Annotated in this window: 11 protein-coding genes; 1 reads left to right on the forward strand and 10 read right to left on the reverse strand. The window is 31.8% G+C overall.

Features of this window, described 5'->3' with window-relative positions; translation table 11 throughout:
- Positions 1–8 precede the first annotated feature (8 nt).
- The 5 genes from ACFWU4_RS05385 to ACFWU4_RS05405 all read right to left on the reverse strand — a co-directional run bounded on the left by ACFWU4_RS05385 (position 9) and on the right by ACFWU4_RS05405 (position 4,892).
- The gene (locus ACFWU4_RS05385) at positions 9–1,148 is read right to left on the reverse strand and encodes an outer membrane beta-barrel protein (RefSeq protein WP_411125624.1); all 1,140 of its coding nucleotides are present in this window, start codon (positions 1,146–1,148) and stop codon (positions 9–11) included.
- Positions 1,138–1,698: an RNA polymerase sigma factor gene (locus ACFWU4_RS05390; protein ID WP_411125626.1), complete on the reverse strand. Its 561-nt coding sequence runs from the start codon at positions 1,696–1,698 to the stop codon at positions 1,138–1,140. Before ACFWU4_RS05390 ends, ACFWU4_RS05385 begins: the two co-directional genes overlap by 11 nt.
- 39 nt (positions 1,699–1,737) lie before the next feature.
- Positions 1,738–2,697: a hypothetical protein gene (locus tag ACFWU4_RS05395; protein ID WP_411125628.1), complete on the reverse strand. Its 960-nt coding sequence runs from the start codon at positions 2,695–2,697 to the stop codon at positions 1,738–1,740.
- Between the two features lie 21 nt (positions 2,698–2,718).
- Positions 2,719–3,777: a hypothetical protein gene (locus ACFWU4_RS05400; RefSeq protein WP_411125630.1), complete on the reverse strand. Its 1,059-nt coding sequence runs from the start codon at positions 3,775–3,777 to the stop codon at positions 2,719–2,721.
- Positions 3,778–3,890: 113 nt separating this feature from the next.
- Complete coding sequence (locus ACFWU4_RS05405) at positions 3,891–4,892, reverse strand: hypothetical protein (RefSeq protein WP_411125632.1); 1,002 nt, start codon at positions 4,890–4,892, stop codon at positions 3,891–3,893.
- Between the two features lie 141 nt (positions 4,893–5,033).
- On the opposite strand from ACFWU4_RS05405, the gene ACFWU4_RS05410 reads away from it, so the two are divergent.
- Positions 5,034–5,432 (forward strand): hypothetical protein, encoded by a 399-nt coding sequence (locus ACFWU4_RS05410; protein WP_411125633.1) that lies wholly within the window; start codon positions 5,034–5,036, stop codon positions 5,430–5,432.
- Positions 5,433–5,495: 63 nt separating this feature from the next.
- On the opposite strand, the gene ACFWU4_RS05415 is transcribed toward ACFWU4_RS05410, so the two are convergent.
- The 5 genes from ACFWU4_RS05415 to ACFWU4_RS05435 form a co-directional block, all read right to left on the reverse strand.
- A complete protein-coding gene (locus tag ACFWU4_RS05415; RefSeq protein WP_411125635.1) occupies positions 5,496–7,757 on the reverse strand; it encodes a polyribonucleotide nucleotidyltransferase in 2,262 nt (753 codons plus the stop codon).
- Between the two features lie 201 nt (positions 7,758–7,958).
- Positions 7,959–8,228 (reverse strand): 30S ribosomal protein S15, encoded by a 270-nt coding sequence (gene rpsO / locus ACFWU4_RS05420; RefSeq protein ID WP_411125637.1) that lies wholly within the window; start codon positions 8,226–8,228, stop codon positions 7,959–7,961.
- 198 nt (positions 8,229–8,426) lie between these two features.
- Complete coding sequence (gene accD / locus ACFWU4_RS05425) at positions 8,427–9,284, reverse strand: acetyl-CoA carboxylase, carboxyltransferase subunit beta (protein ID WP_411125639.1); 858 nt, start codon at positions 9,282–9,284, stop codon at positions 8,427–8,429.
- 189 nt (positions 9,285–9,473) lie between these two features.
- A complete protein-coding gene (fbaA, locus tag ACFWU4_RS05430) occupies positions 9,474–10,541 on the reverse strand; it encodes a class II fructose-bisphosphate aldolase (protein WP_411125641.1) in 1,068 nt (355 codons plus the stop codon).
- Positions 10,542–10,664: 123 nt separating this feature from the next.
- The gene (locus ACFWU4_RS05435; RefSeq protein WP_411125643.1) at positions 10,665–13,259 is read right to left on the reverse strand and encodes a BamA/TamA family outer membrane protein; all 2,595 of its coding nucleotides are present in this window, start codon (positions 13,257–13,259) and stop codon (positions 10,665–10,667) included.
- Positions 13,260–13,332: the final 73 nt, after the last annotated feature.

A 13,332-nucleotide genomic window follows, 5' to 3' on the forward strand; every position in this document is an offset into this window, starting at 1 on the left:
TTAACGTCTTAGAAACGATATTCTAAGCCTGTTTGTATGGATAAAATATAAGGTTTAATCTCGTTACCTACTGTAAATGGTTTCATTTGATAATTAAAGTTAGGTTCGAGGTTGATATAAAATTTATTAAACAACTTTGTTTCTAATCCTAAACCTAAATTAAAAGAGATTGTAGCTCTATAATCGCTAGTATTTAGATTATTTGAATTGACTTCTTGTAAAACAAAATAGCTCAAGCCACTTGTAAAATAAGGGTTTATTTTTCTGTAAAAAGGCGCATATTTAACTTCTATTGGAAATTCTAAATATTTTAAATTATTAATTGTGCTGCCTATTGTCTGTTGTAAGTCTAACTTTCTAACGCCTATTCTTAGATATGTCGATTTTGTCATTCTGTAGTTAGCTAGTATGCCGTAATTGATTGTAAATTCCTTTGTGGTAGTTGCATTAAAAGCTCCATAATTGGAGCCAATAATTTGAGGCATAACACTCCATTTAGAAATGTCATCTTTTAGATTTTTATCTTTTTCTTCTTCTATTAAAATAGCATTCTTAATGTCATTATCGTTTACAACCTCGTTAGATATTTCGCTGATATCTTCTTCCATCGACTTAATTAAACCTGTCTCGTTATTAGATTTTGACGCCTTAATTTGGGTAGGATTTGTGGTTGAGCTTTTAGATATGTTGCCTGAGCCTGATTTTTGGTTTATAGAATATGCACTAACTTCTGTATTCTTAGACGAATTTATAGATTTTTTCTTATTTGATTTGGAGCTATATGGATTATTGTAATTGCTAGCTTTGTAGATTGCTATTTTATGTGTTTTCGTAACCTTTTTAAAGTTAGAATCGCTTAAAACCTTATTTGTAATTGTAGTTTTCGTTTTGGTAGGATAGTTTTTATTTGGTTTACTCTCATAATTTACCTCTATATTCTCTATTGTTTGTGAAAAAGGATACATAGCTAAAAATAAAATAAGCAGTAGTCCTAGTGTGCCTGAAAACAACCAAATAATAATGCCTCGTCTTTTCTTTTTCTTCTTAAGATGTGCTTCAATATTTGTCCAAACTAAATCATCAGGATTATCCTTTAGATTATTTAGTTTGTTTTTTACAGCAGATCCTACATCTTGTTTAAATTCCATTTGAGGTTAGGTTTTTTTTAGATACATATGCTGATCCTTGTATCTTGGTTTTTAATATGCTTTTGGCTCTATGTAAATTAGATTTTGATGTATTAATACTTATATCTAGAATATCAGAAATTTCTTTGTGAGCGTAGTTGTCTAGTTCGTATAGATTAAAAACTAATCGGTATCTTGGTGGTAATTCTTGTATATGTTTTAAAATTTCATTTAATGGTATGCTTTCGATACTAGAAGTTTCAATTTTGTAATCAGATAGTATGTTATCGTTAATTAAAACATTCATTTGATTATCTTTTTTATACTTATCAATAGCCTTGTTTATGGCTATACGTTTCATCCAACCCTCAAAGGAACCATTGCCTTTAAATGATTTTATTTTTGTAAAAATTTCAATAAATGCATCTTGCAAATTGTCTTGGGCTTCTTCCTTATTCTTGCAATATTTTAGACATAAAATGTACAGGTCATCTTTATACAATTGGTATAATTGACTTTGTGCCTTTAGGTTTTGCTTTTTACAAGCTTTTATTAATTGATCTATATTCAAGTACTTCGCTAGATTTAACTCTTTGAGATAATATAGTGTTTAATTAAATATAAATTCTTGTGAAAATCTTGAAAAAAGATTTCCAGAAATAATAGTTTTAAAATTGGTGAAAACATTAATATTATCATTGTTTGGTACTGTTGAAATTTCAAATTCTGCAAAAGAATTTCCCCAAGTGCTTTCATATGTGTCTAACCTGTAACCAGAAATACTTTTTGCATTTATATTATTAATAGCGCTTGGTTGTAAGTGGTAAAGTAACATTAAGTTTTTGCGAGAATACGTATTACTGAGAATTCGATTGTAATAATTTACAGCATTACTTGTAGTGTAGTTGTTTTCAAAAGAGAGTACTTCATTACCATTGTTAAGAATTAGATATTTAGACTCGTTTAATATATTAAAACTACCTTCATAAGTGCTAATTTCATATTGTGTATCGTCATTTAAATAGCTATACGTTTCTAAATAGGTTCTATTGTTATTCTCAACTAGAACTATTTTAAAGTCTGAAACTTGCTCGTCGAAGGTTATACCATCATTGCTACGTGTCCAACTAGAGAAAATTGTATCGGTTGTATGCGTAAACGTATGGCGCTCAAAACTAGATGAAGCATCATTGGTATTTATATTTTCTATTAGGTACTCGGTAAGTTCTTCATTAGTGTTATACCCAAAAGATTGAATTCTTGTAAGTGTACCGTTACTGAAAGATTGAATTTTATCAATTTTACCATTTAAATAAGAGTAGTTTGATGTTTTTTCAGATAAAGTCTCTAAGTTTAATCCTGAGGAACTGATAATTTTATTATCTGAGATCATAAAATTTGTTGAGTCTATAACTGTATTTGGAGAATTAGAAACATTATAAGTTTTATAAATATAATTGGTCAATAAGGAAACATCATCAATAAAAATTGGTTCGTCATTGTTGTCTTTCGAACAAGAGAAAGACACTAGCGTAAAAAAAATGATAATTATAAGGCTTGATTTATTCATAATTGTTTATTGATTTAAAGTTTAGCAACTGATTACAGAAAGTGTAATTGGTATGTAATACTGAATATTATTCTCAATATCATTTATTCGAACATAAATGGTTTGGTTTAGTTCTATGTTATTGTATGTTTCTTCAGAATTGATTGGGTTGAGTAAAGCTATGGCATCCTCTTCAGTTTCGTAATAAGAGATGCTGAAGTTGTCATCTTCATTATCAAACTCAAGTGTATCAAAAATACAGTACGTGTAATCGTTTAAAATAAAATCTCCAATCTCATTTCCTGATTCGGTTTCACAGACTTCAAAGTTAAAATTGTCACAGTCTGCAAAATCAGGGTCACAGCGCTGATTTAATATAAGTTCACGGTCTTCAAAGGTAAGTTTCAAAGAGTTTGCATCAATGTATTCTGCCTTCCAGTCAAAATTGAAGTAGTCACCTATTGCAGTGGTATCAACAACGTTAATATTAATATGTAGTTCATTTTCTATTACGAGAGGTGTCCAAGATCCTACAACAATATTTTCTTCTGTATTTAGAGTTAAAAATCCATCTGATTCTTGCATTATGTTCCCTAAATAAGTGTTGTCACCTTCAAAACTGTAACCCACTTTCCAAAGACATTCTCTAAGAATTGTTTCGCATTCTCCAATCCTCTCAATATTTAAACACGTATCAATTGATTCTTTTAACTCTTCCTTATTCTCAATAATTAATTCTTCACCTGAGTCTAATATACTTGTTATAGGAAAGCTTATACTTATTGAATATGAGCTTTCTATAGGTTCTAGGAAAGCACTAAATTCGTCGTCATCGCTAAGGGTTGAAGTATATAGAAATTCTTCGTTCTCATCAAATACAAAAAGTGTAATTGGATAGATGAAATCTATGCAAACAATAGATTTGTCTGGTCTCTCATTATCTGTGGTAATGTCTTTTAAATTTTCAAATAAATCTGAGTCGGCTGGTATAGCTGATTGCGCTCCGAAAATTGGTTTTATTCCGAGGTTGTCATCAATATCAGATGAACAAGATGTTATTAGAATTAATAAAAATAGCGATAGTGATTTTAAGCTTTTCATAGAGACTGTTTTCTTTATAGACTCTAATTACTTAAAATGGTTGCGTAAATAATTTATGTTTTAATTTTTTTTATGTGAATACATTAAATAAAACTATTTTAAGTTGAATTAAATTATTCAAAATCAAAAACCTCATTGTCTAATTGTATTCTGGCTCTTAACTTATTAATTTTTTGATGCATTCTATTAAAAAACAAGGACCTATCTTTTTCTCCTGCATTAACTAACAGCTTAGAAATACTCATTTGCTTTTCAAAAAATTCAAACATTAAATCGCAGGTTTGTTGATGCTCTATTTTAAAATAACTAATAACAGTAAATGGTGTAAAAAACACTTTTTGTGTTGGTGTTTTCACCATAATAGTGTTGCTCATGGTATGAATATCATTAACATAAAGTTCGTATTTGGCTTTTGTTTTTGAACCGATTAAGGATTGTTGAATAGCTTGTTCTTCAACATGTCTTATAACATCCTCTATGTCATTGCATATTAGAATTGCTAGTTCTTTAGAGAGTAAACCTGCCTCAAAATAATAGAAAACTTGTTGCAGAGAGCCATTTATTGTTGTGTTATTCCAAATTTCGGTAATATTAATGTCTTTATATACTTCACCCAGCTTAAAGGCACTCTCTAATAAAGATTCGGGTATGGTTTTTATAAAATCATCAAAAGATAGTTTTTGTTTAGTTATACTAGTATCAACATCTTTTAACCAAACATAAATTTTGTAACGTGATAAGTAAGAGTCTTTAAGTGTGTGAAATAATGGAATGTCTTTTGCTGAATATATAACTGAAGAGTTTTTGAGTTTAGTTAATGGGAAAACACTATTATAAGATTCGTTTAGCCATCTTTCTAAGCCTTCTTTATTATGAATTGGCGGAGATAATTCGGTTAAAATAGTATTTGTATTTCCTACTTCAAATAACTTATTGAGAGACACATCATAATACTTAGCTAATTTTATCCCTTCCTCAAGGGTAAGATTTGTTTTTAAGTTGACTCTTCTATATGCAGCGTCATAACCAATATCTAAAATAGTAGCTATTTCATCTACAAAACCCGTGGTTGCTGAGTTTTTTTCTTTTAGGTAAGCAATAAATTGACTTTGCATAAAATGATATTTTTAACTTATTTAAAATATAATATTTGCATAAAATGCAAAATTTTATTCTTAAAATCGATATTAATATAAGTCATATATTAAATATCACAAGTAATTTCGATTGTAAATTAAAAAACCAAGATTATGATTGTGATTAAAAATCGAGTGCAAACGGTAAGCATTTTTCTAATCTGTTTAGTTCTATTTCAAAGTTGTCGCGTATACCATAGAGAAAACGTGTCATTAGATAAAGCAGTTACCGAACAAAAAAGGGTGAAAATAAAGACTATTGATGGTCAGAAAATGAAGTTTAAAAAAATTGTTTTAGACAATCGTCAATATTTTGGTATTGAAAAGATAAAAGGAGATGATGTTCGGATTTTAATAGATCCAAATACTATTCAATCGGTCAGATTGCATAATAAGACCATGTCGATTATCTATGGTATTGGTGTTGGTATAGTAGCAGGAATTGTTAGTGTGACGATTTTATTTATTGCTGCTTGGGATGGTATCGGCTTTGCTATCGCACCAATTGGTGCATGGTAAATAAAATAAAACCCATCGAATTTCGATGGGCTTTAATATGCTATCTATAAAGATAAAAAAGAATTAATCCTCTTTTTTATCTTCTCTAGGTTTTCTATCGTCTCTGCGATTGTCTCTTCCGCGATTATCTCGGCCACGATTGTCTCTACCTCTGTTATCACGACCGCGATTGTTATCTCTTGGTGGACGCTCTACATAGCCTTCAGGTTTTGGTAAAATCGCCTTACGAGATACTTTTTCTTTGCGTGTACGCTTGTCTATACCAAAGTACTTAACATCAAATACATCTCCCATATTTACAACATCAGATACATTTTCTGTGCGCTCCCAAGCTAATTCAGATACGTGTAATAATACTTCGTTCCCTGGTGCCTCCATATATTCTACAACAGCTCCAAAATCTAGCATCTTAATTACTTTTACTTCGTAAACGCTGCCAACTTCTGGTTTAAATAAAATAGCATCAATTTTTGCCATAACAGCATCAATACCAGTTTTACCTACACCTAAAATTTCAACAATACCTTCTTCAGTAACTGGATCTTCGTTAATAACGATAGTCGTTTCAGTTTCTTTTTGCATTTCCTGAATTACTTTTCCACCAGGACCAATTAAGGCTCCGATAAATTCATTAGGAATACGTCTTGTAATCATTGTTGGTGCATGATCCTTAACGTCAGCGTTAGGCGTAGCAATTGTATCCGTCAATTTCTCTAAGATATGTAAACGACCATCACGAGCTTGTTGTAATGCATTTACTAGAATCTCATAAGAAAGACCTTTTACTTTAATATCCATTTGACATGCTGTAATACCATCTGCAGTACCTGTAACTTTAAAGTCCATATCACCTAAATGATCTTCATCACCTAAGATATCAGATAAGACAGCGTACTTTCCAGAATCCGCATCAGAAATTAACCCCATTGCAATACCAGAAACTGGCTTAGTCATTTGTACACCTGCATCCATCATAGCCATTGTACCAGCACAAACTGTTGCCATAGAAGACGAACCGTTAGATTCTAATACTTCAGACACCACTCTTACTGTATAAGGACAATCATCTGGTACCATTCCTTTTAATGCACGTTGTGCTAAATTACCATGACCTACCTCACGACGAGATGTTCCACGGATTGGTCTAGCTTCACCTGTACAAAATGGTGGGAAGTTATAGTGTAAATAAAAACGCTCTTCACCTTCTTGAGATGGCATATCTATTTGGTTAGCATCTCTAGATGTACCTAAAGTTACTGTTGCTAATGCTTGAGTTTCTCCGCGTGTAAAAACTGAAGAACCATGTGTAGATGGTAGATAATCAACTTCACACCAGATTGGTCTAATTTCGGTAGTCTTACGACCATCTAAACGTAAACCTTCATCTAAGGTTAAGTCTCTAATCGCAGCTTTTTCGGCTTTACGATAATAATCAGATACTAAACCGCCATAATCTTCTAATTCTTCTTCAGAAAAAGTAGCTTTAATATCCTCTTTTATTTGTTGAAAAGCAGCACTTCTTTCGTGCTTAGCAGAACCTGCTTTAGCAATGGCGTATACTTTATCGTATGCCATGTCGTGTACCTTTTTCTCTAAATCTTTATCTTCTCTTTCTGGTTCGTATTCGCGGACAGCTTTTTTTCCAAATGCTTCTGCTAGTTTTACTTGAGCAGCACATTGTACTTTAATATGCTCATGAGCAAATTTAATAGCATCTGCCATTTCTTCTTCAGAAATTTCATCCATCTCACCTTCTACCATCATTACTGAATCAGCTGAGGCTCCAATCATCATATCGATGTCAGATTCTGCTAATTGAGCAAATGTTGGGTTAATGATAAATTCTCCGTTGACACGTCCAACTCTTGCTTCAGATATAGCACATTCAAAAGGGAAATCTGATAATTGAATAGCAGCAGAAGCGGCTAAACCTGCCATTGCATCTGGCATAACTTCTGGGTCATGAGACATTAACTGAATCATAACCTGCGTTTCTGAGTGGTAATCTTTTGGAAATAATGGACGTAACACACGATCCACTAAACGCATTGTTAATACTTCTCCATCACTAGGTCTCGCTTCTCTTTTAAAGAAACCGCCTGGATAACGTCCTGCAGCAGCAAATTTTTCTCTGTAATCTACTGTTAATGGAAGGAAGTTGACATCTTTCTGCTCATAGTTGGAAACAACTGTACATAATAACATACATTTTCCTGACTGTACAACAACAGAACCATGAGCCTGTTTTGCTAGTTTTCCGGTTTCGATAGAAATTTCTCTACCATCACCAAGGTCAATGACCTCTCTAAATACCTTTGGAATCATAAATTTTTAATTCTTGATCTGACTTTATTATAAACATCAGAATCTTGTTAAACAATGGTCGCTGTGTTGTTGTGTAGTAGTTGTTGTGAGACCAATGAAAAACTGTATAAGCTTCTTCAATTTTTGGTTTTTATACTCGTCCAAAATCGAGTTATATTATATCAAAAAACCACGCTGTTAGGCGTGGTCTTTTTATTGAGATTATTTTCTTAATCCTAATTCTTTTACTATTGCACGATATCTTAATATATCCTTCTTAGTTAAGTAATCTAGTAGTGATCTGCGCTTACCTACTAATTTAACTAACGAACGCTCAGTATTAAAATCTTTACGATTGTTTTTTAAGTGTTCTGTTAAATAATTAATTCTGTAAGTAAATAATGCAATTTGGCCTTCTGCAGAACCAGTGTCTTTTGCATTTTTGCCATGTTTTTTAAAGATGGCTTCTTTTTCTTTTTGATCTAAATACATGCTAATATTATTGTAAATGATTTTTATGTACTATGAAAGTTTTTCTTTCAAGCCGCAAAGATAACAAAAATTACGTATTTTCAATTATTAGTAAGGCTCTTTTTACATAAGAGAAAACTTGAAAGTCTAAAATGGTATTAAGTGCTTCAGAATTTGCTAGGATTCTTTTGAAAAACTAGAAATTTACAATACTTTATTTTACGCTCTTAAAGGTTTATTTTTAACTAGGTCTATATATAGATTTACCTTTTGTTTTAGATCTTTTCTATGCGTAATGAAATCTAAGAAGCCATGTTCTAACAAAAATTCCGAGGTTTGGAAACCTTCTGGTAATTCTTGGCCAGTAGTGTCTCTAACAATTCTTGGACCAGCAAAACCGATTAGCGCCCCAGGTTCAGCAATATTTATATCTCCAAGCATTGCAAAAGATGCTGTTGTACCTCCAGTAGTTGGATCTGTACACAAGGAAATGTAAGGAATTCCTGCATCTGCTAGCTGTGCTAATTTCACTGAAGTTTTGGCAAGTTGCATCAAAGATAAAGCAGCTTCCATCATACGTGCACCACCTGATTTGCTTATAATCATTAGTGGAGTTTTCTTTTTAAGTGAGTAATCAGCTGCACGCGCTATTTTTTCACCTACAACACTACCCATAGAACCACCTATAAAACTGAAGTCCATACATGCTATAACCAAATCTTCACCATTAGATTTACCAACAGCGCATCTCACCGCGTCTTTTAGATTTGTTTTTGCTTGAGCCGCTTTTAAACGTTCTGGATATTTTTTTGTATCGACAAATTTAAGAGGGTCTTTAGAGGATAGGTTCGTATCTAGTTCTTCATATTTGTTATCATCAAAAAGAATTTCAAAGTATTCTTTGCTTCCAATTCTTACATGATAGCCATCTTCGGGACTAACATAAAAATTCTTTTCTAGCTCTTTTGTATCTATAATTTTACCTGTAGGCGATTTGTACCATAAGCCTTTAGGAGTGTCTTTTTTTTCTTCAGTTGAGGTCTGAATCCCTTTATCTTTTCTTTTAAACCAAGCCATATTGATTTATAGTTTTAGATTCTCAATTTAAGACTTTCCAATCTTTTATTGATAGTTTAGTTAGTTAGAACAAAACTACTACTAATTAATTAAACTCAAAAGTAGACCTGCTAAGTATTTTTTAAATAACAAACCCATTAAAAACTAGTTGGTTAGCTTTTAATGAGTTGTGTTATATAGCAGTTTTACTTACAGCGTATCTACGTTGTTTAAATCTTCAAAAGCTTTTTTAAGTCTTTCAACAAAAGCATCTTCTCCTTTTCTTAACCAAACACGAGGATCATAATACTTTTTATTAGGAACATCAGCTCCGTCAGGATTTCCTATTTGAGTTTGTAGGTAATCTTTTTTATCTTGAACGTAATCTCTAACGCCACTTAAGAATGCATACTGCATATCCGTGTCAATATTCATTTTTATAACGCCATAGCTAATACCTTCTCTAATTTCTTCAACAGTCGAACCTGATCCGCCGTGAAAAACAAAATCTATGTGGTTATGCTCAACACCATATTTCTTAGTAATGTGGTCTTGTGAATTCTTTAAAATTTTCGGTGTTAATTTAACATTGCCAGGTCTGTAAACACCATGAACATTACCAAATGCTGCTGCAATTGTAAATTGGTCACTTACTTTACTTAACTCTTCATAGGCATAGGCAACCTCTTCTGGTTGTGTGTATAACTTTGAAGCATCAACATCACTGTTATCAACACCATCCTCTTCACCACCTGTAATCCCAAGTTCTATTTCTAAAGTCATACCCATTTTACTCATTCGAGCTAGATATTGCTTGCAAATTTCTATATTTTCTTCGATTGGTTCTTCAGATAAATCAATCATATGAGAGCTATATAGAGATTTTCCTGTTTCTTTAAAATGTTGCTCACTTGCGTCTAATAAGCCATCAATCCAAGGTAGTAATTTTTTTGCACAATGATCTGTATGTAAAATCACAGGTACGCCATAAGCTTCTGCCATTTGGTGTACATGTTTTGCTCCGGCAATAGACCCAGCTATAGCTGCTTTTTGACCTTCGTTACTTAAACCTTTACCTGCGTTAAATTGTGCTCCTCCATTAGAAAATTGAATAATAACAGGCGCATTTAGTGCTTTAGCTGTTTCTAAAACACCATTAATAGTGTTAGAACCAATAACATTTACAGCTGGTAAGGCAAAGCCTTTTTCTTTAGCATAATTGAAAATATTTTGGACTTCTTTTCCTGTAGCAACGCCAGGTTTAATATTATGACTCATAATGATATAGTTGAAATTTTATGTACCAAAAATACGCAATTTTGAATATTATATGATAGGATTTTCAAGATAAATAGGGCAAAAGTTGCCGAAAACGATGTAGTATTATGCGATTAATTTTTTTTAAAATGGATAATTTATACCGATATTGTAAACAGCATTTCTAAAGTTATAATCTCTAAACCATCTATTGCCTTCAATTTGTGATGGGTCATAGGTTTTAAAACCAGTATCAAACCTCAATACGAAGAAGTTGAAGTCGTAACGGATACCAAACCCAGAACCTACAGCAATATCTTTTAAGGAACTAAAATTAGTAAATGTTGCAGCTTCATCTTCTACATTATCTAATACATTCCAAATATTACCAGCATCCACAAATAGAGCTCCTCTAAAACCTCCAAAAAGCCCAAATCGTTGTTCTGCACTAATGTGTATTTTAAAGTTAGCTTCATTAAATTCATTTGTAGTATTAGAACTTCCAGGTCCTAAATTATAGGCAGTCCATGCTCTGTTATCATTAGGGCCACCACCAAAGAAACTTTCTGCAAACGGAATGCTATTAGAGTTGCCGTAAGGTATTGCAATACCAGCATAACTTCTAAAGGCAAAAACACTTTTTCTACCTAAATGAAAATACTTTACATAATCAATCTCAGTTTTAAAATACTGCGAAAATGCAACTCCAAATACTTCGTTATTGCCGTTTTCATTTTTTGTAGATCCTATAACATCTGATAACGTAGAAAGAAAATTACCTGCTAATTCTATACGCCATTTAAATATTGAAAAATCATTATCAAAAATGTTTGTTCTTTTATCTTTTTTATAGTCAAAACTTGTGGAAAAAATAAGGTTATTTTCAGTTAGTCGTTGCTTTCGTTCATCAATATTATTAACAACAATGAAGTCATTGTCTTCAGTGTTTAAAGTAGTGTTGCCGCCTATCACATCATTAATAAATATATCTGCATCACGGAACCTATTAGGTTGTCCTGGTGGTGCTGCAAGTGTTTCGTTTTCTGTTATATAGCCAATATCTCGCGCAATATCATCTAGTCTTCTAAAAGAATTAGAGTACACTCCAAAATAATTACTCGTATTAAGATTTTTTACAAACTGAACATTAAAAAGTTCTAAGGTGTTTGTAACAGTTTTTGACGGTTGCCAATTGTAACTTAATAGACCAGAAATCGTTTGCTTATCTAAACCTATATTTTGCTGACTTGTCGCAGAAAGATTTATTGCAGTGCTAGGCGCCATGTATTTTGGTATAATACTATCAGTTTTAAATGGGGTAAATAATCGAGGTATAGTTAATCTAATATTACCACCAAATTCATTAATATCAAAGAAGGTACTAACATCATCGGCTCTGTCTTTTGAAGCACCAATAGCTGCAATACCGCTAATCTCTAAAGTTTCAGCACCTCTAAATACATTTCTTATTTTCAAACCCGGCGTAACTGAAAAACCTATACTTTGTATATTACTGATACTCGCATCGAAATCTAGACCTAATTGATATTTTTTTCTACGCTCTAAATAGATGTTAGCCGTTAAAGTAGTATCAGTTTCATTTTCAACATAGTCAATACTTGGATATCTAAACATTTGAAGGTCATTTAGATATCGTGATGTTCTACTACGTGCTAAATCACTATAATTATCTCCTTTATTAATGAAAATTGCATCAGTAAGCGCTCTTGGTCTAAATCTTAATTTGTCTTTACTATAAAGATTGTAGTTTTTAAAAGTCGTTGTATCTGATATGGCTTTAAACCGGTTTTCAAAATTATCGTCAGTATAGATATTAACTTCCTTTATTTTGTATTTTTTAAATGGTACAATAGCCGTAGAATCATCTCCTCTGATCGAACGATTGTCTATAATTAATTCTGTATTTATCTTATGATTAGTACCTATTGTATCTGTTATAAATCTAATATAGTCTTGCCCAAAATAGTAGAAACCTGCATTTCGTAAATAGTTATTTATACGTTCGCGCTCCTTCGTATAATTTTGTTCATCATATTGCTCGCCCTTTTTTAGTAAAGATGACTTACTGAATATTTTATAGAGTGTATCAATCTCGGGACTACTAATTATAGGTTTTAAAGAATCTAAAACGTAAGGCTTATTTTTTGTTACTTTATATGTGATTTTTGCACGTTTATTGCTATCTCTTACTATTTCATAATCTACCTTATTATCAAACCAACCTTTACTGTAATAATATTTTCTAAAATTATTTACGGTTTTAATTGTTTTCTCTTCATTAAGTATTCTTGGTGCTTCACCAGTGCGTTTTAACCAGCTATTAAAATTTTTCCTCGATTGTATTTCTTTATCAAATTGTTTTCTTGAAAGTAAAGCCGTTTTCCACTTTATTTTAGAAGTATCACTTAATACCTTCGCTTGAAGTATGGAATCTATATTTGGTCGCGCAAGATTATAAACATGGAGACGCAGCGGAAACCCTAAAAAGCCATCTATACCAAGATTTGTTTTTTGAATAATGATGTTATTTACCCGTTCTTCTGTATTAACCTTTCCATCTTCAATGATGGTATTTTTTGTAATTAAATGCTCGTTATCCTTTACGCGTTTTACAACGTTACATGAGCTTAAGACAAAAAGAATAGCTGCAAAAATCAATATATAACAAGAAGGCTTGTAATTATTAATTGATGATAAGATGCGGTATGGCAGTCTCAAAAGCTCTATAATTTTTTTGATATTGAATGTTATAAACAAAAATTAGTCCAAAAAAGGTTTACTTTGTAATAAC

It is taken from the genome of Winogradskyella sp. PE311 (assembly GCF_046545555.1).
Lineage (GTDB): Bacteria > Bacteroidota > Bacteroidia > Flavobacteriales > Flavobacteriaceae > Winogradskyella.

Excerpts from the sequence above, each read along its gene's own strand:
- ACFWU4_RS05385 (WP_411125624.1), bottom strand. The coding sequence starts at position 1,148 with ATGGAATTTAAACAAGATGTAGGATCTGCTGTAAAAAACAAACTAAAT.
- ACFWU4_RS05395 (WP_411125628.1), bottom strand. The coding sequence starts at position 2,697 with ATGAATAAATCAAGCCTTATAATTATCATTTTTTTTACGCTAGTGTCT.
- ACFWU4_RS05400 (WP_411125630.1), bottom strand. The coding sequence starts at position 3,777 with ATGAAAAGCTTAAAATCACTATCGCTATTTTTATTAATTCTAATAACA.
- ACFWU4_RS05405 (WP_411125632.1), bottom strand. The coding sequence starts at position 4,892 with ATGCAAAGTCAATTTATTGCTTACCTAAAAGAAAAAAACTCAGCAACC.
- ACFWU4_RS05415 (WP_411125635.1), bottom strand. The coding sequence starts at position 7,757 with ATGATTCCAAAGGTATTTAGAGAGGTCATTGACCTTGGTGATGGTAGA.
- rpsO (WP_411125637.1), bottom strand. The coding sequence starts at position 8,228 with ATGTATTTAGATCAAAAAGAAAAAGAAGCCATCTTTAAAAAACATGGC.
- accD (WP_411125639.1), bottom strand. The coding sequence starts at position 9,284 with ATGGCTTGGTTTAAAAGAAAAGATAAAGGGATTCAGACCTCAACTGAA.
- fbaA (WP_411125641.1), bottom strand. The coding sequence starts at position 10,541 with ATGAGTCATAATATTAAACCTGGCGTTGCTACAGGAAAAGAAGTCCAA.